The 22,633-nt window shown below is 32.7% G+C and carries 27 protein-coding genes and 1 pseudogene; all 28 read left to right on the plus strand.

Annotated elements, in window-relative coordinates:
* Positions 1-98: 98 nt before the first annotated feature.
* The 28 genes and pseudogenes from CI949_RS20895 (at position 99) to trpB (ending at position 22,554) form a co-directional block, all read left to right on the plus strand.
* On the plus strand, positions 99-368 hold the full coding sequence (locus CI949_RS20895; protein ID WP_365941440.1) for an isoprenylcysteine carboxylmethyltransferase family protein: 270 nt from the start codon (positions 99-101) through the stop codon (positions 366-368).
* Between the two features lie 25 nt (positions 369-393).
* Positions 394-924: an alpha/beta fold hydrolase gene (locus CI949_RS06300; protein ID WP_290764187.1), complete on the plus strand. Its 531-nt coding sequence runs from the start codon at positions 394-396 to the stop codon at positions 922-924.
* Between the two features lie 74 nt (positions 925-998).
* Complete coding sequence (locus CI949_RS06305) at positions 999-1,535, plus strand: type II CAAX prenyl endopeptidase Rce1 family protein (protein WP_290764192.1); 537 nt, start codon at positions 999-1,001, stop codon at positions 1,533-1,535.
* A 29-nt stretch (positions 1,536-1,564) separates the two neighbouring features.
* A complete protein-coding gene (locus CI949_RS06310) occupies positions 1,565-2,542 on the plus strand; it encodes an NAD(P)-dependent alcohol dehydrogenase (RefSeq protein WP_290764195.1) in 978 nt (325 codons plus the stop codon).
* A 146-nt stretch (positions 2,543-2,688) separates the two neighbouring features.
* Entirely contained in the window at positions 2,689-3,198 is a 510-nt protein-coding gene (locus tag CI949_RS06315; RefSeq protein ID WP_290764198.1) for a GNAT family N-acetyltransferase, read from the plus strand.
* 13 nt (positions 3,199-3,211) lie between these two features.
* A complete protein-coding gene (locus CI949_RS06320; RefSeq protein WP_290764199.1) occupies positions 3,212-3,829 on the plus strand; it encodes a hypothetical protein in 618 nt (205 codons plus the stop codon).
* Positions 3,830-3,858: 29 nt separating this feature from the next.
* A complete protein-coding gene (locus tag CI949_RS06325) occupies positions 3,859-4,464 on the plus strand; it encodes a nitroreductase family protein (RefSeq protein WP_290764201.1) in 606 nt (201 codons plus the stop codon).
* 24 nt (positions 4,465-4,488) lie between these two features.
* Positions 4,489-5,076: a GNAT family N-acetyltransferase gene (locus CI949_RS06330; protein ID WP_290764204.1), complete on the plus strand. Its 588-nt coding sequence runs from the start codon at positions 4,489-4,491 to the stop codon at positions 5,074-5,076.
* Positions 5,063-5,842, plus strand: a complete 780-nt coding sequence (locus tag CI949_RS06335; protein ID WP_290764207.1) for an aminoglycoside 6-adenylyltransferase — start codon at positions 5,063-5,065, stop codon at positions 5,840-5,842. The genes CI949_RS06330 and CI949_RS06335 overlap by 14 nt, the downstream gene beginning before the upstream one ends.
* 122 nt (positions 5,843-5,964) lie before the next feature.
* A complete protein-coding gene (locus tag CI949_RS06340; RefSeq protein WP_290764209.1) occupies positions 5,965-7,008 on the plus strand; it encodes a S66 peptidase family protein in 1,044 nt (347 codons plus the stop codon).
* Positions 7,005-7,475: a GNAT family N-acetyltransferase gene (locus CI949_RS06345; RefSeq protein WP_290764212.1), complete on the plus strand. Its 471-nt coding sequence runs from the start codon at positions 7,005-7,007 to the stop codon at positions 7,473-7,475. The genes CI949_RS06340 and CI949_RS06345 overlap by 4 nt, the downstream gene beginning before the upstream one ends.
* A gap of 10 nt (positions 7,476-7,485) precedes the next feature.
* Positions 7,486-7,932 (plus strand): GNAT family N-acetyltransferase, encoded by a 447-nt coding sequence (locus CI949_RS06350; RefSeq protein ID WP_290764215.1) that lies wholly within the window; start codon positions 7,486-7,488, stop codon positions 7,930-7,932.
* A 23-nt stretch (positions 7,933-7,955) separates the two neighbouring features.
* Positions 7,956-9,068, plus strand: coding sequence for a hypothetical protein (locus tag CI949_RS06355; protein WP_290764218.1), 1,113 nt, complete (start codon positions 7,956-7,958; stop codon positions 9,066-9,068).
* A 70-nt stretch (positions 9,069-9,138) separates the two neighbouring features.
* Positions 9,139-9,521: pseudogene (locus CI949_RS20900) on the plus strand (GNAT family N-acetyltransferase).
* Between the two features lie 20 nt (positions 9,522-9,541).
* Positions 9,542-10,390: a DUF2785 domain-containing protein gene (locus CI949_RS06370; protein ID WP_290764222.1), complete on the plus strand. Its 849-nt coding sequence runs from the start codon at positions 9,542-9,544 to the stop codon at positions 10,388-10,390.
* 15 nt (positions 10,391-10,405) lie between these two features.
* Positions 10,406-11,260 (plus strand): hypothetical protein, encoded by an 855-nt coding sequence (locus tag CI949_RS06375; RefSeq protein ID WP_290764225.1) that lies wholly within the window; start codon positions 10,406-10,408, stop codon positions 11,258-11,260.
* A 185-nt stretch (positions 11,261-11,445) separates the two neighbouring features.
* Positions 11,446-11,931: a hydrolase gene (locus CI949_RS06380; RefSeq protein ID WP_290764228.1), complete on the plus strand. Its 486-nt coding sequence runs from the start codon at positions 11,446-11,448 to the stop codon at positions 11,929-11,931.
* A gap of 113 nt (positions 11,932-12,044) precedes the next feature.
* Complete coding sequence (locus CI949_RS06385; protein ID WP_290764231.1) at positions 12,045-12,974, plus strand: hypothetical protein; 930 nt, start codon at positions 12,045-12,047, stop codon at positions 12,972-12,974.
* Positions 12,975-13,050: 76 nt separating this feature from the next.
* Positions 13,051-14,262 (plus strand): M28 family metallopeptidase, encoded by a 1,212-nt coding sequence (locus tag CI949_RS06390; RefSeq protein WP_290764233.1) that lies wholly within the window; start codon positions 13,051-13,053, stop codon positions 14,260-14,262.
* 24 nt (positions 14,263-14,286) lie between these two features.
* Entirely contained in the window at positions 14,287-16,617 is a 2,331-nt protein-coding gene (locus CI949_RS06395) for an FtsX-like permease family protein (RefSeq protein ID WP_290764236.1), read from the plus strand.
* A gap of 10 nt (positions 16,618-16,627) precedes the next feature.
* Positions 16,628-17,395, plus strand: a complete 768-nt coding sequence (locus CI949_RS06400; protein ID WP_290764238.1) for an ABC transporter ATP-binding protein — start codon at positions 16,628-16,630, stop codon at positions 17,393-17,395.
* A gap of 32 nt (positions 17,396-17,427) precedes the next feature.
* Positions 17,428-17,781, plus strand: coding sequence for a hypothetical protein (locus CI949_RS06405; protein ID WP_290764240.1), 354 nt, complete (start codon positions 17,428-17,430; stop codon positions 17,779-17,781).
* 68 nt (positions 17,782-17,849) lie between these two features.
* A complete protein-coding gene (locus tag CI949_RS06410) occupies positions 17,850-18,629 on the plus strand; it encodes an AAC(3) family N-acetyltransferase (protein WP_290764242.1) in 780 nt (259 codons plus the stop codon).
* A 48-nt stretch (positions 18,630-18,677) separates the two neighbouring features.
* Positions 18,678-19,268, plus strand: coding sequence for a DNA-3-methyladenine glycosylase (locus tag CI949_RS06415; protein WP_290764245.1), 591 nt, complete (start codon positions 18,678-18,680; stop codon positions 19,266-19,268).
* A 144-nt stretch (positions 19,269-19,412) separates the two neighbouring features.
* Positions 19,413-19,928 (plus strand): hypothetical protein, encoded by a 516-nt coding sequence (locus tag CI949_RS06420; RefSeq protein WP_290764248.1) that lies wholly within the window; start codon positions 19,413-19,415, stop codon positions 19,926-19,928.
* A 71-nt stretch (positions 19,929-19,999) separates the two neighbouring features.
* Positions 20,000-20,329: a tRNA-binding protein gene (locus tag CI949_RS06425; protein ID WP_290764251.1), complete on the plus strand. Its 330-nt coding sequence runs from the start codon at positions 20,000-20,002 to the stop codon at positions 20,327-20,329.
* A 60-nt stretch (positions 20,330-20,389) separates the two neighbouring features.
* The gene (locus tag CI949_RS06430) at positions 20,390-21,241 is read left to right on the plus strand and encodes an alpha/beta hydrolase (protein ID WP_290764254.1); all 852 of its coding nucleotides are present in this window, start codon (positions 20,390-20,392) and stop codon (positions 21,239-21,241) included.
* 92 nt (positions 21,242-21,333) lie between these two features.
* A complete protein-coding gene (trpB, locus tag CI949_RS06435; RefSeq protein ID WP_290764257.1) occupies positions 21,334-22,554 on the plus strand; it encodes a tryptophan synthase subunit beta in 1,221 nt (406 codons plus the stop codon).
* Positions 22,555-22,633: the final 79 nt, after the last annotated feature.

Below are 22,633 nucleotides of genomic sequence, written 5' to 3' on the forward strand. Positions count from 1 at the left end.
CAACGCTATATTATTGAACTTCGGGATACTATTATAACATCAATACAACTCTAAACTTTTTAGGTTTATTAATCTTTTTATTAGGAACATTACTATATATGAAATCGACCGTTGATTTTGCCAGACCAGAAAATAATGGAATAAATAAAAAGGGATTATATAAATATTCACGAAATCCAATGTATGTGGCTTTCTTTATATATTTTCTTGGATGCAGTCTTTTAATAAATTCCTCGTTTTATTTTATAATCTTAATTGTATTCCAAATTTCTGTTCACTATCTTATACTAGCAGAAGAAAGATGGTGTGTTAAAGAATTTGGAAAAGAATATACAGACTATATGAAAAAAGTTAGAAGATATATTTAAAAAAATATGAGGGGAGGCTGCCATTATGAAAGTAACAGCTTTTGTTGGCAGTGCTCGGAGAGCGAATACATTTAATGCAGTTAAAGAATTCTTAGAAAAACTGCATTCATACGGAAATCTAGAATCTGAAATAATTTTGTTGAGTGAGTATAATATAGAAATCTGCAGAGGATGTAAATTGTGCCTTGATAAAGAGGAGAAAGGGACAATAATCTTAGATGGTGGCTTTGATTCCTTTATTAAAGAGTTTTATTATCTGATCAAATATCTTAAAAACCATGGTTATCAGGTTATTGCTTTTGAAGGACCGGGCCAGGGCAATGTTTTAATCAAACAGGGAATTGCTTTGGATTATAAATGGGAAAAAGCGGTTAAGGAAATTCTGGATTGCCTTCATTTAACCAATGTCTCGATTTTTGGTATTTCTATGGGAGGCTGGTTTGCTTTAAGAGCAGCAGACTTTGAACCCAGGATCAAAAATGTAATTGCCACCGGCCATGCAGTAGATTATATGAAAATTCCACCTGCTGCAGCAGCCTGGCTTATGCTGTTTTAGACTGGCTGAAAGATAAATAATTTCACTTTTTATAACTATTTAATAACTAAGCTAATATCCAGGAAGTGGTGAATATGAATAAAAAGCAAGGTCAATTTAATTATAAGAGAATTACTACTTTTATAATAACAGCTTACACAATTTCCTGGCTGATCTGGCTGCCAAATCTAGTCAGCCACAACTTTAATGTTAGCTGGGGTCAGTCTAAGCTCCTGCATTTAACTGGCGGTTTTGGACCACTATTTGCTGCCATTATTACTTCTATAATTTATTATAAGAAAAAAGGTTTAAAAGAATACTTAAAGCATAAATTTTTAAAGCTTTCAGAGCCAAAATGGATATTTATTGCCGTATTAGTTCCGAGCGGATTTTTTCTTTTTTCTTATTTAATTACAGGGGTGATTTTTGGAGAGTGGACTGATCCAACTTTAATTGGAATTAATTCTAAGGTCCCTTTTGAAAATCAGTTTTTAATCTTATTGAGCTGGATCTTCTTTTATGGAATTGGAGAAGAAAGCGGCTGGAGAGGCTTTTTATTTCCTGAACTTATGAAAAAATTTAATTTACAAACTTCAGTAATGATAGCAAAATCTATTCTGGGTTCTAAATAATAAAAATCTCGTTTCAAAGGAGGAAGAAAATGGAATCAAATAAAATGAAAGCGGCTTATAGAAAAGAATATGGAGCTCCTGAAAGCTTAAAAATCAAAGAATTAGAGATTCCAAAAATAAGGGAAAATGAACTTTTAATAAAAGTACATGCAGCAACTGTCAATAGAACAGATTGTGCAGTGCTCAGCGGCAGCCCTTATGTAATGAGGTTATTTACCGGTTTATTAAAACCTAAACTGTCAATTACCGGTACAGATTTTGCTGGAGAAATTGAAGCTGTTGGTAATAAGGTAGACTCTTTTAAAGTAGGTGACAGAGTTTTTGGTTTTAATGACAGCGGCTTAGCTTCTCATGCCCAGTACATGAAGATTCCAGCAGCTAAAGCTTTAAGTTTAATACCAGAAAAATCATCTTACGAGGAGGCTGCAGCCAGTCTTGAGGGTGCCCATTATGCCTACAATTTTATTAAAAAAGTTAAAGTAAAAAAGGGAGATAATGTTCTTATTAATGGAGCAACAGGGGCAATTGGTTCTGCCTTAGTCCAGTTGGCAAAATACTACGATGCTTATGTTACAGCAGTAGGCAACAGCAAAAATATAGAATTAATGAAATCTTTGGGTGCTGATAAAGTAATTGATTATCAGACAGAAGATTTTACAGAAGATAAACAAAAATATAAATATATCTTTGATGCAGTTGGCAAAAGCTCATTTGCTAAATGCAAAAATATTTTAAAAGCAGATGGAGTTTATATTTCATCAGAATTAGGAAGCCTGGGAGAGAATCTTTTCTTAGCATTAATAACTAAGATAGCTTCTGGAAAAAAGGTCATTTTTCCTGTTCCCTCAGATATTAAGGGCAGTATTGAATTTATCAAAAAGCTGATAGAAGAAGATAAGTTTAAGGCGGTTATAGATAGAAAATATCCTTTAGAAAAAATTAGTGAAGCCTTTACTTATACTGCAGGCGGTCAAAAAACTGGTAATGTTATTTTGAAAATTAATTAAAAAGAAAGAGGGATCAGGATTGATCTATTATACATTTTTAGGGCCGATTAGAGCAGATATTGCTTTTGATAATGGAAATAGTTCACCACAATTTAAGATTGGTTTTGAAAACTCATTATAAATTAATTTAAAGGTGGTTGAAAAAATTGTTGAAATTAGAATCTGATAGATTAATTATTATAGCCCTTGATTTAAAAAACTTTAAATTATATATTGAAAACACGGCCGCATTAGAGAAAAATTTAGGCGTTAAAGTTACTGGTAAAAAATTAAATTTAGAAATGAAGGAAATATTCAGAAAACCCTATCAAAAAGCTTTAAAAGATAAGCAGAATTATTTATGGTACACAAACTGGCAGATAATTTTAAAAGAAGAAAATAGGATAATCGGAGGAATCACATTTAAAGGGCCAGTAAATACGGAAGGTGAAGTTGAAGTAGGTTATGGTATTGAGCAAAAATATCAAAACAAAGGATATATGACAGAAACCTTAAAGTCTATTATTAAGTGGACATTTAAACATGATAAAATTAAAAGTATTGTTGCTGAGACAAATAAAGATAATAAGGCTTCACAAAGAGTATTAGAAAAAGTTGGAATGAAAAAATATAAGGAAGAAAAAACTTATTGGTACAAAATTGATAAAACTAATTAAGGTAGGTGATATCATGAAAAAACTGCTTTTAAAAAGCATAATTACAGCTGGATTATTTCTGATCTTTGTACTTTTATTAAACACAGCTGCCGCAGCTGAAGAGCAGGGGATAATTAAAGCCAAAGCTGCTGAACAGATAATTAAGGAAAAGTCTGAAAAAGTAATAGGGCTCATTGCTGCCAGGGATTTTAAGAAGCTTGCTGATTATGTGCACCCAGAAAAGGGACTGCGATTTACTCCCTACACGCACGTTAGGCCAGAAAAAGATATAAACTTGACCAAAGAACAGGTGAGCAATTTTTTTAAGATCAATAAAAAATATCTCTGGGGCTATTATGACGGCAGCGGTAAGGAAATAAGATTAACTCCAGAAAAATATTATTATCAGTTCATTTATACTAATGATTTTATAAATGCAGATAAAATCGGTTATAATAAAGTTTTGAGCAGTGGTAACATGATAGAAAATCAGTTTGAAGTCTATGAAAAACCAATTATTGTTGAATATTATTTTCCAGGTTTTAAAGCAAAATTCGGAGGAATGGACTGGAAAAGTTTACGCCTGGTCTTTGAAAAATATAAAGATAATTGGAAATTAAGAGGGATTATCCATAATCAGTGGACTATATAAAGAAATTTAATTTGAAAAGGTGTGGTTATATGGAATTTATGGAAGTTATAGAAAAAAGACAGTCAATCAGAAGTTTTTCCGATAAAAAAATAGACCCTGAAATACTGGAAAATATTTTAAGAGCAGGATGTCTTTCCCCCTCAGGTGGAAACGCTCAAAATAGATATTTTGGTGTTGTCAGGGATGATAAAATTAAGAAAGATTTAGCAGAGGTAGCTGGAAAACAAATGTGGATAGCTGAAGCACCAGTTATCATCGCACATTGTACCTATATTGGTTATGATTTAGCAGAACTTTCAGAAGACAATTTTGCCTTAAGAGTTAATAAAACCCGCTTTGGCAGTGAACTAATTTCTTATCTTAATTCTTATAATAATCGAAAAATGATGAATAGCTTCTGGAATAATTCAAACCCTTTAATTCCTGGAGAACATATGCTTTTAGCTGCAGCAAATTATGGTTTAAATGGATGCTGGGTTGGATATCTGGATATAAAAAAAGCAAGTGAAATATTAAATTTACCTGATGATATTGTTTGTCTTTTTTTGATGCCTCTAGGGTATGCAGCTGAGAAAAAAGAAAAAAAGGAGAAAAAAGCTCTGGATGAATTAGTTTTTTATAATAATTGGAAATAAACACATTATTAAGGAGGAATTTATTTGATCGAAGGTGACAAAGTATTTATTAGACAGCTTGAACTGGGAGATGAGAAATTACTTCATAGATGGAGAAATAATTCCCAGGGAAACCTTTATTGTGGATTTAAATATGGATTTTTAATGAGTAAAGAATCATTTAGACTGCAGGTAGAAGCTGAAATAAAAAATAATGAAGTTTTCCCTACTAAAAAAATGTATATTATCTGTAAAAAAGAAGATTTAACACCAATAGGAGAAATTTCTTATCAAAACTGGAATAAAAGAAATAGAAGTGCAGAATTTGGTATAGAAATTGGTGAGATTAAAGAGCGGAGTAAAGGATATGGTGCTGATGCACTAAACAATTTTATTGAATTTATGTTTAATTTTCTTAATTTAAATAGAATTGAGCTAACAACTCTAGCTGACAATCAAAAATCAAAATCCCTATATCAAAAGCTGGGTTTTAAAAAAATAGGAATTATGAGAGAGGCAAGTTTTGATAGTCGAAAGGGAAATTACTCTGATGTTTTATATATGGATTTGTTAAAAAGAGAATGGGAAATTAATAAAAATAATTCTGAGGAGAATAATCTTGAAAATTATTAAATATGATAAATTTACAGATGATTTAAAAGATAAGCTATTAAATTATAATCAAGTTACCGGGTTAGTTGCAGTAGGTTCAATGTCTAAACAGAATCATCAGCCAGATGAATGGTCTGATCATGATTTTTTTGTAATTGTAAAAAGCGGTTATCAAAAAGAGTTTCGTGAAAATTTATCCTGGCTGCCTGATTTTGAAAATATCTTATTATCTTTTCAGGAAACTGAACATGGCTTAAAAGTTTTCTATAATAACGGCCATTTAATTGAATTTGCAGTATTTGATAAAGAAGAATTGTTCCTGGCAAAAATTAATTCTTATCGTATTTTAATTGATAAAGCAAATATCAAAAAGAATATAGAAAAAACCAAAGATAAAACAACTGTTCAAGCTAGTTCATATACTGATAATGACCTTTTAATAGAACAGTTTATTACTAATCTAGTTGTTGGAATTGGAAGGTATAATCGTGGTGAAATAATTAGTGGCCATCAATTTGTAAAGGTTTCTGCTTTAAATAAGTTATTGCTTTTAATCGAGAAAAATAATGATTTAGATGAAAATAAAATTCTAGACAATCTCGATCCATTGAGGCGATTTGAATTTGTATATCCAGAATTAGGATCAGAAATAAATAATCTTTTACTTAAACCAATACCTAAAGCAGCGAAAGAACTATTAAATATATTAAAAAGAGAATTACCGAATGAAATTAAAACAAAACATAAAAAATCTATTAATATTGTCCTGGAAAAATACTTGAAATAGTTTCCGCTTAATTTATTTTAATAACCTTTTATTTTAATTTTTGAATTCTGAAAGCAACTACTTAGAAGTATTTTCTTAAGTCTTAAAAATGAACTGATAATATAAAGAAGGAGTGTTTATAGTTGATAAAAGCAGAAAAATTAACTAGGGGCGATAAAGTTGCAGCAGTGAGTTTATCCTGGGGTGGAGCAGGCGATGAAAAATTTAGACATAGATATGAAATTGGTAAAAAACGAGTAGAAGAATTGTTTGGCTTAAAACTTATAGAAATGCCAAATAGTTTAAAAGGTAGTGAATTTCTGGATAAACATCCTGAAGCAAGAGCTGAAGATCTGATGAATGCCTTTAAAAATAAAGAAATAAAAGCTATCTTTTCTAATATTGGCGGTGATGATACACTCCGCTTATTACCTTATATCGATTTTGATGTTATAAAAAATAATCCTAAAATTTTTATGGGATATTCAGATACAACTGTAAATCATTTTATGTGTTACAAAGCTGGCCTGACAAGTTTCTATGGTCCCAGCATCCTGGCAGAATTTGCAGAAAATGTTGAAATGCATGATTACACAATTAGGTCAATTGAAAAAACTTTATTCAGCTCTCAACCAGTTGGAGAGATTAAAGCCAGTAAACACTGGACTTCTGAGTGGCTGCCCTGGGAAGATAAAGAAAACAGTAAGATCAAGCGCAAATTAAAAAAAGAAAAAAGAGGCTATGAAATCCTTCAGGGAAAGGGAAAAGTAAGCGGTAAACTAATCGGCGGTTGTATTGAAGTTTTAGACTGGTTAAGAGGAACAATTTTATGGCCAGAACTAAATGAGTGGGAAGACAAAATATTATTTTTAGAAACAAGTGAGGATCAACCTTCTCCAGATTATATCAGGTGGTATTTGAGAGCTTTAAATGCTCTTGGCATCTTTGAAAAGATAAATGGAGTTATAATTGGGAAACCCGGGGATGAAAAATATTATCAAGAATATAAAGAGCAATTTTTAAAAGTAATAAGAGATGAAGCAAAAAGAGATGATTTACCAATAATGTACAATCTTAATTTTGGGCACACATCTCCAATCTTTATTCTGCCCTATGGAGTAGAGGCTGAAATAGACTGTGATAATAAAACCTTTAAAATCACTGAAACGGGAGTAAAAAAGATATGAAATACAATTTTAAAAAGATGAATAAAGAATATGCAGAAGAAATCGCCTATCAGTGGAAATACAGAGGTATTTATTCTTTCTATGATATTACAGCAGATGAAGATGATTTAGAAGAATTTTTAGATCCAGATGAATGGGATAACAGCTTTGTGGTTTTAAATGAATTTGAGCAACTAATTGGCTTTTATTCATATTATTTTAAGGAAGATATAATGTGGATTGGCTTTGGCTTAAAACCAACGCTTACAGGTAAAGGATATGGAGCAGAATTTGTTAAAGCCGGTATTAAATTCGGAATAAAAAACTATAATTATGACAGGGATTATCTGATGCTTGCTGTAGCAAAATTCAATCAGCGGGCAGTTAAGGTCTATCAAAAATTAGGCTTTAAAATCATAGATGAATATTTACAGAAAACAAATGGCGGAGAATATGAATTTTATCAGATGAAACTTGATTTAGAATAGGAGAAATTAAATGAAATTAAAAAAACTAAATAAAAATGATTATCAAGAAATGAAAAATATTTTTTTAGATGTCTTTTCTCATAAACCCTGGTTTGATAAGTGGGAAGATGAAAAACAGCTGGAAAAATATCTGCATGAACTCACAGATAATAATAATTCCCTATCCCTTCTTTTAGTAGATGAGCAGGATGAAATTCTTGGTGTTTATCTTGGTTATACTTTTAGCTGGTGGCAGGGAGATGAATATTATATAAAAGAATTTTTTATAAAAAAAGAGAGGCAGAATCAGGGTTTAGGAAGTAGATTCATAAAAAAATTAAATGATTATTTGAAAGAAATAGAATTTAAATATATCATATTAAATACTGATAAAGACACTCCAGCCTATCATTTTTATCAAAAAAATGGTTTTCAGCTTGAAGAAAAGAATGTTTTTATGAGCAAAATAATTGACTAATATTTAAATAAAGGAGTTTTTAGATGCAGCAGATAAACAATCCATTTTTAGAAAATATGAGACCAACAGATAATACATCCTTAAACAGATTACGGGTTATTGATATACCAGATATTCCAGTTGATCCTGAAGTCAAAGACAAAAGAGGTTTAAGGCTCATGTCAGCTGATAACTTAATTAAAGAAATTAAAAAAGAAAGTAAATATCTTGATTTAGATTTAGAAAGCATTGCAGATGTAAAACTGCCAGTCTATTTAAATAAAGCACTGGAGTCAGAAGAACTGGAAGTCAGGCTGACTGCAGAAAACATTGCCCGACGCTTAGGAAGAAATTTAGCCTTTATCTTACTCACTTTAAAAAGAGGTGATCAGGTTAATAAAGACGCCAGACCGGACTGGGGAGATCAGCACTGGGATTACTGGCAGCAGGTTGAAAATATTATTTTTGCTGGAGGATTATGCAACAGCATTTTAGGCCAGAGATTAAAATACTATATCGATAAAATATTTAGAGAAGCTGAAACACCACAGTATAATATAAAAATTGCTGAAAACCCTTCTTTAATCCCCATGATAGGAGCTGCCAGACACGCACCAGAGAAATGCAGAAGATTATTAGTTTTTGACTTCGGTCAGACCTTAATTAAGCGCGGTTTAGCAGTTTTTAAAGAAGAGAAGTTAAAGGAAATTATTCAGTTTAGCAGTTTGAAATCTGAACATGTTGGGGAAATAGAATTTGAAAATAAAAGTGAAGAAAAAAAGGAAGCAGTAAAGTTAAAAAATCATATAATTAAAATCATAAGTGAGACCTGGAAAGAAATAGAAAGTGAATACAAAAACCCCTGCTCTAACATTTCAGTGAGTATAGCTAATGATTTGATTGATGATAAGTTTTTTGGAGGGGGTTACGGCAAATTGGGATTATTATCAGATAACCTGAAGGAAGAGATAGAAGCTGAAGTAAGCAGACTGATTGATAGAGAGATAGAGATTTCCTTTATCCATGACGGGACTGCTGCAGCAGATGCCTATGCTGAAACAGATAATTCTGTAATGTTAAGTTTTGGTACTGCAATTGGAGTTGGCTTTCCGATTGAAAAACCGGGATTAAGAGCAGTTTCAGAGAATTTATTATAATTACTTGATGTAATAGTTTAAAGTAATTTCTTATCCAGGTTATAAATTTTTATTATAAGAAGGTATTAAAATGGAAAAGACTATTATTAAAATTGAAAGATTAATTTTAAAAAGCTTAGATGAAAAAGATGCCGCTGAAGTTCTAGCTTATTATCAAAGAAATAAAGAATTCTTAAATGAGTGGGAAGCCAGTAAAGATGAAGAATATTTTACTTTAAATTATCAGATCAGGGATATATAACTGAAGCCCTGGAAGCTGCCATTGCTTATGCCTTTAAAGAACTAAAGTTACACAGAATTGAAGCAAATATTATGCCAAAAAATAAAGCCTCACTTAAGGTTGTAGAAAAGCTGGGCTTTATTAATGAGGGAAGTTCAAAAAATTATTTTAAAATAAATGGTTCCTGGGAAGATCATATTCACATGGTATTGTTAAATAAAGAGCTGGAATAAATAATAAAGGGGTTTTCAAATTGACAAAGAGAGAGAATTTATTGAGTGATTTAATAGAAATCCAGCAGAACGAATATAGATTAGAAAGCAGAGAAAAGTTAATGGAATACGGAGATTTAATGCTTAAATACATAGGAGATCCAGACCCTGAATTAAGAGACATTCTAATCTATAGAACTTTTTATCACTGGATATTGGAAAAAGAGTATTTTAGTGAGGATCAACTTTTAGAAATCTTAAAAGTAGCTCAGGATGAAAAGCATCTTTTTTATAAAATAGGAAATAAATATGATGATACTGTATTCACAAGAGCTTTTTCTGTGCTTTTAATCGCCCTAATTCTGTCCTATCACAGAGAAAATACTTTCATCAATCAGAACTTATTTTTAGAAGTTAAAGATAATCTGCTTAAATACTATAAAAATGAAAATGATTTAAGAGGTTATACAGTAGAAAATGGCTGGGCTGATGGAATTTCCCATGCAGCAGATGCCTTTGATGAACTTATCGCCTGTGAGGAAAGCAGCAGAGAAATTTATTTAGAGGTATTAGAGGCAGTAAAAGAAATGCTGAGCAATAAAACCCACATCTTTAAAGAAGAAGAGGACGAGAGAATCACCAATATTCTTTTTCGGATGGTTAAGAAGAATTTGCTGACAGAAAGCGAGCTGATTAACTGGATTGACAGTTTTAATGAATTTCAAAAACCAGATACTAATCGAGAGCAAAGAACTGCCAGAATCAATCTTAAGAACTTCAGCCGCAGTTTATATTTCAGGCTGCTCCATTCTGATGTAAAATCTAAACCCAGACTGAAAGAGTGTTTAATCAGAAGTGAAAGGAGATTAAACTCATTTATCAGAAATTAAAAGGGAGTGACTATATTGGAATCAAAGCTTATATTAGTTGAGGGGATTCCGGGAGCGGGCAAAACAAGTACCGCAGCATATATCAACAGTTATCTCAATCAAAAAAACATTGCCAATGAACTTTTTAAAGAAGGTAATTTAGATCATCCTGCTGATTATGAAAGCACTGCTTTCCTTAGCCAGGGAAAATACAATAAAATTTATTCCCAGTTAAAAATTGATAAAAGAATATTTTCTAATTACAGCACTCAAAAAGATGATGATTATCTAGTAGAATATGCAAAGCTTTATCATGATAATAATATTAATATCAGTGATCAAATACTAAATCAGCTTGTCGATTCTGATATATATAATCTGCCTCTTGCAGAACACAGCCGTTTAATTAAAGATAAATGGAATAATTTTTCTAAAAAAGCAGAAACTGAAGATCAAGTCTATGTTTTTGAATGCTGTTTTCTCCAAAACCCTCTAACAACAATGTTGGCCTATCATAATGCTTCAAATGATTATATATTTAAGCATGTTAAAGAACTGGAGAAGAGAATATCAGAACTCAATCCTCTATTAATATTACTTAAAACTAAAAATATTGAAGATCAGTTTGAGCGAGTAAAAAAAGAGCGCTCAGAAGAGTGGTTAAATTTTGTTATCAATTATGTAACAAATCAAAGCTACGGTCAGAAAAATGATCTAGATGGCTATCCGGGCTTAATTGAATTTTATCAAAATTTAGCAGAGCTGGAACTCAAAATATTTTCAAAATTAAAAATGAAAAAGATCTTAATTAAAGAACCCCATGCTAACTGGGAGCAGAATTATCAAAAAATAAAAGCTTTTCTTAAAAAGCAGCTGGAGGTCAATAATTGAAGAGAAAAAGGCTGAGAGAGTTGGGTCTTAAAATTGGTAAAATAATTATGCATTTTTCTGAAATTTGAGATATAATTTACTTAGAGAAAGAAATGAGATAACTTAAGCCTTTTTTTAGTTGATCAGGGATTGTTTTTAAGTGAAATTTATTTATATTGTTTTGGGTCAATAAGGAGAGGATCACGATGAAGAAAAATATTGTTGAAGAAGAAGTATGCTGTCCGCGCTTTGATCACGAAAAATGGGATGGAAAACTATTCGAATGGGAAGATAAGAATTTTGTTAAAGATAAAGTTCACACTGCTTTCCATATGCCAATTCGCTTTGGAGCCGTGATTAAAAAACTGGATCAGAAAATTACTGAGGCTGGAGCAGAAATTGAAGATAATCTTTGTCTTTCTAATCATACTTCCAGATGGAATATGGATGTATATCTGGCTGTTGACAGAAAAATTCCGGGCATGAAAAATGTTTCTCTATCCGGTAAGTTTCTCTGCAAGGTATATGAAGGAGATTATAAGGAAACTGAAAAATGGTGTCATGATTTCGAAAGATATGCACTTAATAAGGGCTACTCTATAGAAGACTGGTATATGTGGTATACAACCTGTCCTAAATGTGCAAAAAAATATGGAGAAAATTATGTGGCCATTATTGCCAGAGTAATTTAGTAATAAGCTTCAGCTGCAGAAATTAATATTTTATTCTAAAAAATTAGCTTATAGAGGAGTAAAGCCTCAGTCAAATGAGGCTTTTATTTAAGCAAAATAAAAGGAGTGGTTAGATGTTAAAACTAAAAAATAAAAGCTTTAAAATTATTACTGAGAATCTAAAAGAAAAAGCAAGACCAATCGACAGAGAGCGTTTTAACTTTCATTTTAATAATGCAGGGCCAGAAAAACTGCTTGCAGAAATAAAAAAATATCAAAATGAGGATGGAGGTTTTGGTCAGGCCCTGGAGCCAGATTTTAGGCTGCCCTTATCAACACCAATGGCGACTTCAATTGCTTTAAGGTATCTAAAAAATCTTGATAATACTAAGCCAGCTCAAGCTCTTATCAAAAGGGCAATTTCTTATCTTGAAAAAAGTTTTAATCAAAGTAGAAAAGGCTGGTATGCAGTAAACAAAGAAGTCAATAATTATCCCCACACACCCTGGTGGCATTATGATGAAGAAGCGAAGATGACAGTTATTGATAAAAACTGGGGTAATCCCTCAGCTGAACTGCTTGCCTATTTATACAGATATAAAGATTATAATAAATCAATTGATTTGAATCCACTAATTGATTATGCAGTTGAGCAGATTAATGAAAAAGATAAATATGAATCAGAAAATGAAATTTACTGTTATTTAAAATTATATGAAGAAGTGGATTCTAAAACAAAGCCACTTTTAAAAGGAAATATCGCCGAAGGAATTAAACAGCTTATAGTATATGATCAGAATAAATGGCAGGAATATGTGCCACTTCCGCTTGATTTTGTTCCAGCACCAGAAAAGGAAAGCTTTGGTGTAAGTGAATCTAAAATCGAAGCTAACCTTGACTTTTATGTTGAATTGATCGAGAAAAGTAGAGATACTCTCGTTAAACCTCCCTGGGGAGAAAGTTTTTATCAGACTGACCTTAAAGAAACCTACCAGGAATGGCAGGGTAACTGGACACTAAAGATTCTAATTACTTTGAATAACTATGGCAGAATAGAAAAATAACCTTTTTATATTGATAATGATAAATGAAAATGGTTGATATCTATTAAAGAAAAGTATAGTAAAGAGAGTGAGATTAATGGATAAGCTATTATATCAAAAAACAATAAACTATCTTAATTATTTTTGTAAGGAAGTTAAGGACCGCTCTGTAGGCAGTCCCGGCAACCGAAAAGCAACAAAGTTCTTTAATAATACACTCAAGGATCTGAACTGGCAGACAGATATGCAAAAGTTTGATGCCTTTGACTGGGAAGATGGAGGTGCGACTTTAAAAGCAAATTCTGAAAAATATGAAGTATTTGTTAGTCCTTATTCCTTAGGCTGCAGTGAAAAAGCTGAACTGGAAGCTGCTTCAAATATTAAAGAACTTGAAAATGATAATTTTGATAATAAAATTCTACTTTTATACGGTGATATTACTAAAGAACAGCTAATGCCAAAGAATTTTATCTTTTATAATCCAGAAGAGCACCAGAAAATTATTTCCTTATTAGAAAAGAGCGGTGCAAAGGCAATAATTACGGCCACAGATAGGAATGCAGCCCTTGCTGGTGGTGTTTACCCATTTCCCTTGATTGAAGATGGAGATTTTGATATTCCTTCAGTCTATATGACAGCTGAAAACGGCAGAAAACTGCTGGCTCAAAAAGGAAAAGAAGTCTCACTTAAGTCTAATTCAAAAAGAATTGCTGGCCCGGGCTATAATGTAATTGGATTCAAAGGGAAAAATACATCACAACGAATAGTTATAACAGCACATATAGATGCTAAAAAAGGGAGTCCCGGGGCCATAGATAATGCCACAGGTGTTGCAGTCCTATTAATCCTGGCTGAACTTCTAAAAGATTATGATGGTAATAAACTGATTGAACTGGTTGCTTTTAACGGAGAGGACTATTATTCAGTGCCCGGCCAGATGGCATATATCAAATCCAAGCAGAATAATTTTGATAATATTTTCTTAAACATCAACATAGATGGGGCAGCTTATAAAATTGGAGGCACTTCTTTTTCCAGCTTTGATTTAGCTTGTTTACTGGAAAAGAAGCTAGATGATCTAATAAAGAGCTACCCCGGTATTGTTAGAGGCAGCAAATGGGCCCAGGGTGACCACAGTATCTTTATTCAATATGGGGTGCCGGCAGTGGCCATTTCTTCGGAGTGGTTTATTGACAATATTGACTCACAGCAGATAACTCATACCAAAAAAGATAATTTAGAAATAGTGGATGTAACTAAAATAATAGAAATTGCTGAGGCTCTAAATCAATTTGTTAGAAAAATTTAATTAAAGACGAAAGGTCGAGGCGCTATGATACTTAAAATTTTAAAACATGACCTATTAAAAAAGAAAATTATAACATTTGCTGTCTTTATCTTCATTATGCTTTCAGCTCTTTTAATGGCCGGTGGAACTAATATGCTGATAACTCTTAATGACTCGATAGATAACTTATTTGAATTAGCTTCTATACCTCATTTTGTTCAGTACCACTCAGGTTCTATTGATCAGACTCTTATCGAAAACTGGAGTCAGCAAAATGCAAATGTAAAAGAACAACAGAGCTCTGAAATGATTAATATCCCGGGCTCAGAAATTTTTATTAACAGTGAGCAGCCAGAAAATGAGACAGTAATGGATATCGGCTTTGTAAAACAGAATGATTCTTTTGATTTACTGCTTAATTTAAATAATGACATTATAGAGGTTGAGCCTGGAGAAATCGCAGTTCCGATCTATTACAGGCAGAGAAAAAATCTAGCTCAAGGAGATAGTTTAATTATTCAAAATGATCAGTTCAAACTGGAGTTTATCATAAAAGAATTTGTCAGAGATGCCCAGATGAACCCGTCTATTATTAGTTCCAAGCGTTTTGTTATCAATCAGACTGATTTTGAGAAGATGAAAAATCAGATTGGAGAAACTGAGTATTTAATTAGTTTTCAGCTGAATGATCCAGAAAAAATCAGTGAATTTACAAATCAGTATTCTCAGTCTGAACTGCCGGAGAAAGGGCCAGCAGTTGATTATAAGATTTTTAAGCTGTTCAACAGTCTGACAGATGGGTTAATTGCTGCAGTTATCATTTTAATTAGCTTATTATTAAATCTGATTGCCCTTTTATGTTTAAGATTTATTATCCTGCTGACCATTGAAGAAGATTATAAAGAAATTGGAGTTATGAAGGGCATAGGGATAAACGCTCGAGATATTAAGAAGATTTATTTATCCAAATATCTTTTTATAGCTCTCAGCAGTTCGACAGTTGGGTTTTTGATTTATTTAGCTTTTAGAAAAAGTTTTTTAAAAAATATTTTGTTATATACAGGTGAAGCGCCAAAATCAGCTGTTCAAGTTTTCTTACCACTGCTTACTGCTTTTCTGATAGCAGCAGCAGTAATCGGTTTTTCTATCTTTATTTTAAAAAGGTTTAATAAAATTTCTCCAGTAGAAGCCATTCGAATGGGAATGAATACTAACAGCGGTTTTAATAAAAGAAGATTTTCTCTTTCGAAAAATAAACTGCTCAATGCAAATGTTTTTCTGGGACTAAGAGATGTATTGCTGCGCTTTAGATTATTTATTATTCTTTTTGTGGTCTTTATTTTAACAACATTTATTATTATTGTTCCCTTAAACTTTTTAAATACTATTCAGTCTTCAGAATTTGTCAGATATATGGGAATAGCAGAAAGTGATATTATACTGGACCTCAGATATACAGAAGGCATTCAGGATCGCTTTGAGCAGATTAAAACTTATCTGGCCGGTGATCCCGATGTCTTAGAGCAGGGAGCTTTTGTAACTTCCCGCTATAAAATTATAAATCAGGACGGTCTGGAAGAAAATATATATATTCAGACTGGAGATTTTAGTCAATTTAATGTAGATTATCTGGAGGGGGAAACACCTGTTAACGATGATCAAATAGCCCTATCTTATCTAAGTGCTTCTGAGTTAAATAAAAATATTGGTGATAAGCTCCCTGTGATAATTGAAGAGCAAAGAAGAGAAATGACAGTCACAGGTATTTATCAGGACATCACCAATGGCGGCAGAAGTGCTAAGGCTAATATTCCAGCCGACTATCAAAATGCCAGCTGGTATAATATTTATATTAATGTAAATGCAAATCTAAATGATAAAATAAAAGAATATGAAGCTCTTTTTGATAATACAAAGATTATCGACCAGCAGGGATATTTAGAACAGACTCTGGGTGATACAATTAATCAACTAAAGATCTTAACTCTTGCAGCTATCATCATTGCATTAGTTGTAATTATTTTAATAACTTCTCTATTCTTAAAAACCTTAATTGCCAGAGATAAAGCTCAAATTGCGATTATGAAAAGTATTGGTACTTCTATTGATTCTATTAAAATCCAGTATATAACTAAAGCTCTCTTTGTTCTGATTCTTGCGATCATTATCGGCACAGTTGCTGCCAATATTTTAGGAGAACAGTTATTAACTCTGATTCTATCTTTTATGGGAGCTTCCAGAATTGAGATGATTATTAATCCAGTTAGAAGCTATTGGATAAGTCCTTTAATTATGATATTAGTTGTAGTTCTAACCACTCTGTTAAGTATCAGTTCAATCAAAAAAATTAATCTCTCAGATATTAAGGTTGAGTAGAAAGGAGTTTATGATGAATCAAATCCTAAAAACTGAAAATCTATCTAAAGATTATTTTATCAATAAAAGGAAATTTAATGTCTTAAAAAATATTAATATTTCAATTGAAGCCGGTGACTTTATTTCTGTAATGGGACCCTCTGGTTCTGGTAAAAGCACCCTGCTTTACAATGTAAGTGGGATGGATAAAATGAGCTCTGGTGAAGTAATCTTCCAGGGAGAAAAATTAAGTAAATTAAACGAAAAGAAGTTATCTAATTTAAGACTAAAAAAAATGGGCTTTGTTTTTCAGCAAATAAATTTACTGAACAGCCTCGGAATAATCGACAATATTATATTTCCGGCGCATATGGAAGGAAGCATAGATCAAAAAATGATCAGGCAAAGGGCGGTTGAGCTGATGGAGAAGACCGGGATTATGGAATTAGCAGAAAATGAAATAACTCAGGCTTCCGGAGGCCAGCTGCAGAGAGCTGCAATCTGCAGAGCCTTAATTAATGAACCGGAAATATTATTTGGCGACGAGCCAACCGGAGCTTTAAATTCTCAGTCTGCAAAAGAGGTAATGGATGTTTTTCATACAATTAATAAAGAGGGGACAACAGTAATGATTGTCACCCACGATATCCGGGTCGCATCCCACAGCAGCAGGGTTTTATTTATGAAAGATGGTAATATTATAGGTGAAAAAGTTCTGGGTGAATTAAAAGATTTGGAGGCAGAGCTTAAAGATAGAGAAAGTAAGTTAAGCAGCTGGCTGCTGGATTTAGGTTTTTAATTTACTTTTGAATTTAGAAAGGAAATAATAAGATGAAAGTTGAGCAGAGCAAAATCAAAATTATAAAATGGACGGCCAGAATACTGGCTTTAGGATTATTATTATTTTCGCTTCCCTTTTACTTTGGTTATGGCAATCCAATTCCTTTTTTGAATCCAGATTACTCGTTTTTAGATAATCTCTGGCTGCTGATTTTTCCTTTAGTTTTTATTAGTCTCGCTCTGGGCTGGAAGTATGAAAAAATTGCCGGCTATCTGCTCATAATTTCTATTTCTACCGGTCTTCTGGCAACAGTAATAATTGAAAATGAATTTATATTTGAAATGATAATTCCACTTTTTATCGGTATTCTATATTTGATTACAGCTTTTAATAAAAATAATTAAAACTAGATTATTTGTTATGAATTACTTATAATTTCGAATTACTATCAACTTATAGATGGGGGATATTAATGTATACTAAAAATGATTTGATCAAGGACTTTAAAGAAATTGGAATTGATCCGGAAGGTACACTGCTGGTCCATTCTTCAATGAAGTCCGTTGGGGAAGTTGAAGGACGGGCGGATACAGTAATTGATGCCTTTATGGATTATATGAAAGATGGTTTACTAGTTTTTCCAGCTCACAGCTGGAGTGAAGAAAATAATGAGGACAATATTTTTAATCCCAAAACTGAAAAATCCTGTGTGGGTATTTTAACTAATATTTTTAGAAAAAGAGAAGGGGTTTTAAGATCACTGCATCCAACTCATTCTTTAGCAGCTTATGGAAAAGATGCGGAAGAGTTTATCAGTGGGGAAGAAAAAGTGGATACTCCCTGCCCCAGAAATGGCTGTTATGGCAAGCTCTATGATAGAAATGCACAGATCTTATTTTTAGGCTGCACTTTAAAAAGCAATACTTTTATTCATGGAGTTGAAGAGTGGAATCAGATTCCCAATCGGCTTGGTGAAAAACCTGTTGAATATAAAATAATTACTGGGGACAAAATAATCAAGGCACCAGTTCATCCCCATCAGGCACCGGTAAAAGATGTCTCAAAAAATTATGATAAACTGAGAGAACCATTACTTGAAAAAAATATCTGCCGCACCGGAAAAATCGGAGATGCAGAATCATATCTCTGTCAGGCAAAGGAAATGGCAGATTTAACTTCCACCTTTCTTCAAAAAAATCAGGACCTTTTTCTTGAGGACCAGCCGGTTCCTGAGCAATGGTATAAAGACTAAAGAAATTAAAGCTATTATCAATTAATTATAACCATGAGGTGTGGTAATTTGCGCTTAAAACAGGAGTTTTATCATAAAGATGCAGTTCAGGCTGCCAAAGATCTCTTAGGAAAAATTATAGTTAGAAAATATGATGGAAAAACAATCAAAGTTAAAATTGTAGACACTGAAGCATATTGTGGTGCTGAAGATAAAGCCTCTCATGCTCACAATAACAAAAAGACAAAACGCACAGCTCCCATGTTTAAAGTGGGCGGACATGCCTATATTTATTTAATCTACGGCATGTATTACTGTTTAAATGTTGTAACAGCAGCAGAAAATAACCCACATGCAGTTTTAATTAGAGGAGTTGAGCCCCTGGAGGGACTCAATTATATCCAGGAAAATCGTCAGATTAAAAGCAGCAAAATCGAAGATTTGACAAATGGGCCGGGAAAATTATCTCAGGCTTTAAAAATAGACAAAAGTCTTGACGGCTGTAATTTAGTAGAAAATAGCTCTCTTTATATAATAGATGGTGGGACTGAAGAATTTGAAATTGAAAGTTCTCCCAGAATAAACATTGATTATGCTGAGGATTATAAGGATAAAAAGTGGCGATTTTTCATCAAAAACAATAAATATGTTTCAAAATAATAGGCTGATTATTATTTTCACATATTTCTGCAGGATAATTTTAATTTTTGTCTAATCTCTGTAATAAGTCCTGAAAAATTTTCAACTGTAAATTGCTTTTATTTTAAAGTTAGGATTAATCAAGTTAGAAAGGGGTTGGTTTTAATGAAAATTATTGATCTGCTGGAACTTAATGAAAATGCTGAAATCTTAAATAAAAAGGAGCTCACAGTAATTAAAGAACTACCTTCTTTTATTCTTTCTCAAAAGCAGGAGGAAAAATTTAATAGTGCAGGACAGTGGCTTGTTTTAGATAAACTGCTGGAGATTGATAATCAATATGTAGTATATCTACACGATGAAGAAAAAGAAACCACCTGGATCAAACTACCGGCTAATTATGTTGCAGAAGATTATATGGTGGATTATCAAGCTGAGGATCAGTGCCCTCTGGGCATTGATGTTCTAATTAAGGAAGATGGTTATCCAATTGGAGTTATAAAAGGCTGTGATTCGATTCAGCAGGCCAAGGTAGATAATAATTTAGATGGCCACAGATATAAAGGTGAATTAGGAATAACCCTCAACAATAAGTACTTTTTAACTTATAAAAAAGAAAATGAGGAATTTAAAGTTGTTAAAACAAATGTTGACTGGGATAGAGGTAAACACACAATTTAATTAGTAAAATGGCAGAATATAAATTCAGGGGCTGTCTAAAACAGCCCTTTTAAAATGGAGGAACTACACAAATGGCAGATTTTAAAGATTTTTTAAAGTTAGATATTAGAGTAGGAAAAATTATTAAAGTTGAAAATTTTGCAGAGGCAAATGATCCGGCTTATAAGCTCTGGCTTGATTTTGGAGAAGAAATTGGAGAAAAGAAATCCAGTGCGCAAGTTACTGATTTATATCAGCCGAAAGATTTAATTGGAAGCCAGGTACTGGCAGTTGTTAATTTTCCACCAAAACAGATTGCCGACTTTATGTCTGAAGTTCTGGTTCTAGGTGTTTATGGAGAAGAAGGAGTAGTTTTAATTGAGCCGGAGCAGGAAGTAAAACTGGGCTCGCGTCTGGGTTAAATATCCTGCAGTATGTAATCATAATGAATTTTTTTAAAATAAAATAAGGGGCGTGAGAATATGGTACTCTGGCAGTTAGAAGATTATTTAACTACCTTCTTCTCAATTATAAAAGCTAAAATAAAAAATTACAAAATTGGCGACAACTTAGATAGGAAAAAAATTAATTATAGTAGTAATGCCAGACAATATCTGTTGTGGTATAATTCTCAGTCAAAAATTAGTCGCAATAATATTGTTTTCTTCATTCATGGAGGAGGCTGGAATAAAGGAAATCCCGAATTTTTTAAGTTTGTGGCTGATTACTTTACTAAACTTGGCTTTATCACAGTTATACCGGCTTATAGGCTGACTGATGAACATCAATTTCCCAGTCAGGCAATTGATGTTTTTAAAGCTCTAAAAAAGACTTTAGAAATTATAGAAGCATCAGCAGTTAAAAAAAATATGATAGTAGCTGGTCAGTCAGCGGGTGCACATCTGGGTGCTCTACTGCTTTTAAATCAGAAGCTGCAGGAAAAGTTTGAGATTGATGAAAATATTTTCAATGGATTTTTATCAATCAGCGGCCCCCTTGATCTTTCCCGTCCCTGTCGAACTATCAGGGCTGAAAAATATTTATATGATTTTGTTCCCACTCCTCAAAAAAGAAAAAAAGCTAATCCATCTAACTATATAAAATCTGAATTCAAAACTCCTATTTTTTGTCTGCATGGGGCAAAAGATCCTCTGGTCCCTAAAGAACATTCTATAGAATTTATAAAGGAAATCAAATCAAAAACAGAGGCAGAAACAAAATTAAAAATATGTAAAAATAAGCATCATTCTGATCTGACAGATTTGTTTTTTGAAAAAGGACCAGCAAATTCGGCTGTAAAAGAATGGATGCTAAAAGTAGATGCTTTAAATTAATTAAGATATGGAACTCATCATAAGTTGACAGAAGTCAATATTTCTGCTAAACTTTTATTAAATTCAAAAAATTTGAGATGGAGGATGAGAGAATGAAAAAGAAGAGTAGAGAAGAGAATAGAGACGGGTTTTTTGGTGATTTTGGAGGCAGTATTGTTCCCCCAGAATTAGCTGATGTCTTAGAGGAATTAAAAGATGCTTTTTATGAAATAAAAGATGATCCAGAATTTAGAGAAGAACTTGCTTATTTATTTAAAGATTATGTAGGTAAACCAAGCCCTTTATATCTTGCTAAATCTCTGACTGAAGAAGTTGGAGGCGCAAAGATTTATCTAAAAAGAGAGGATCTAAATCACACTGGTGCTCACAAGATCAATAACTGTATTGGTCAGGCGCTGCTTGCCCGAAAAATGGGTAAGAAAAGAATTATTGCTGAAACTGGTGCCGGACAGCACGGTGTAGCAACAGCAACCGCCTGTGCCTTATTTGATATGGACTGCATCATTTATATGGGTGAAGTCGATACCAAACGTCAGGCTCTAAATGTTTTTAGAATGGAACTTTTAGGTGCAGAAGTAAAACCAGTTACTGCTGGTGATGGAACCTTAAAAGACGCTGTTGATGAAGCTTTAAAAGACTTTGTCCAGAATGCAGATAATACCTTCTATATGCTTGGTTCTGCAGTAGGTCCCAATCCTTATCCGACAATGGTTAAAGAATTTCAGTCGATTATTGGTCAGGAAGCCAGAGAACAAATTCTAGAAAAAGAAGGTAAACTTCCTGATTATCTCGTAGCCTGTGTTGGTGGTGGCAGTAATGCTATTGGTTTATTTGCTCCTTTTGTAGATGATGAAGATGTAAATATCTTAGGCATTGAACCTGGTGGTAAGGGAGATAAACCAGGAGAAAACGCTGCTCCTTTAACTTATGGTAAACCTGGTGAGCTGCACGGTTTCAAAAGTTATGTGCTCTATGATGATCAGGATGAAAAAGTTATCTCACATACTCATTCAATTGCAGCTGGCTTAGATTATCCGGGAGTTGGTCCAGAACACAGTTTCCTCAAGGACTCCGGTCGAGCTAAATATACAACCGCTTCTGACCAGGAAGCTTTAGATGCCTTCCACTTATTATCTGAAAAAGAAGGTATTATCCCTGCTCTTGAGAGTGCTCATGCTGTAGCTGGTGGAATGAAGATAGCTGCTGAGCTGGATAAAGATCAAATTGTAATTGTTAACCTTTCTGGACGCGGAGATAAAGATGTAGCCCAAATTAAAGAATTACACGAAAATGGAAAATTAAACTATTTATAAGATGAATAATTAAATTAATAAATTAAGGCTGAATATTTCTGAAAAGTTATATTCAGCTTTTTTACTATAATATTTAAGC

The organism is Halanaerobium sp., assembly GCF_003070835.1.

Coding starts and splice junctions, on each gene's coding strand:
- CI949_RS06355 (WP_290764218.1), top strand. CDS start 7,956: ATGCAGCAGATAAACAATCCATTTTTAGAAAATATGAGACCAACAGAT.
- CI949_RS06420 (WP_290764248.1), top strand. CDS start 19,413: ATGAAAATTATTGATCTGCTGGAACTTAATGAAAATGCTGAAATCTTA.
- CI949_RS06320 (WP_290764199.1), top strand. CDS start 3,212: ATGAAAAAACTGCTTTTAAAAAGCATAATTACAGCTGGATTATTTCTG.
- CI949_RS06380 (WP_290764228.1), top strand. CDS start 11,446: ATGAAGAAAAATATTGTTGAAGAAGAAGTATGCTGTCCGCGCTTTGAT.
- CI949_RS06385 (WP_290764231.1), top strand. CDS start 12,045: ATGTTAAAACTAAAAAATAAAAGCTTTAAAATTATTACTGAGAATCTA.
- trpB (WP_290764257.1), top strand. CDS start 21,334: ATGAAAAAGAAGAGTAGAGAAGAGAATAGAGACGGGTTTTTTGGTGAT.
- CI949_RS06425 (WP_290764251.1), top strand. CDS start 20,000: ATGGCAGATTTTAAAGATTTTTTAAAGTTAGATATTAGAGTAGGAAAA.
- CI949_RS20895 (WP_365941440.1), top strand. CDS start 99: ATGAAATCGACCGTTGATTTTGCCAGACCAGAAAATAATGGAATAAAT.
- CI949_RS06325 (WP_290764201.1), top strand. CDS start 3,859: ATGGAATTTATGGAAGTTATAGAAAAAAGACAGTCAATCAGAAGTTTT.
- CI949_RS06350 (WP_290764215.1), top strand. CDS start 7,486: ATGAAATTAAAAAAACTAAATAAAAATGATTATCAAGAAATGAAAAAT.
- CI949_RS06410 (WP_290764242.1), top strand. CDS start 17,850: ATGTATACTAAAAATGATTTGATCAAGGACTTTAAAGAAATTGGAATT.
- CI949_RS06305 (WP_290764192.1), top strand. CDS start 999: ATGAATAAAAAGCAAGGTCAATTTAATTATAAGAGAATTACTACTTTT.
- CI949_RS06400 (WP_290764238.1), top strand. CDS start 16,628: ATGATGAATCAAATCCTAAAAACTGAAAATCTATCTAAAGATTATTTT.
- CI949_RS06405 (WP_290764240.1), top strand. CDS start 17,428: ATGAAAGTTGAGCAGAGCAAAATCAAAATTATAAAATGGACGGCCAGA.
- CI949_RS06310 (WP_290764195.1), top strand. CDS start 1,565: ATGGAATCAAATAAAATGAAAGCGGCTTATAGAAAAGAATATGGAGCT.
- CI949_RS06390 (WP_290764233.1), top strand. CDS start 13,051: ATGGATAAGCTATTATATCAAAAAACAATAAACTATCTTAATTATTTT.
- CI949_RS06300 (WP_290764187.1), top strand. CDS start 394: ATGAAAGTAACAGCTTTTGTTGGCAGTGCTCGGAGAGCGAATACATTT.
- CI949_RS06430 (WP_290764254.1), top strand. CDS start 20,390: ATGGTACTCTGGCAGTTAGAAGATTATTTAACTACCTTCTTCTCAATT.
- CI949_RS06345 (WP_290764212.1), top strand. CDS start 7,005: ATGAAATACAATTTTAAAAAGATGAATAAAGAATATGCAGAAGAAATC.
- CI949_RS06395 (WP_290764236.1), top strand. CDS start 14,287: ATGATACTTAAAATTTTAAAACATGACCTATTAAAAAAGAAAATTATA.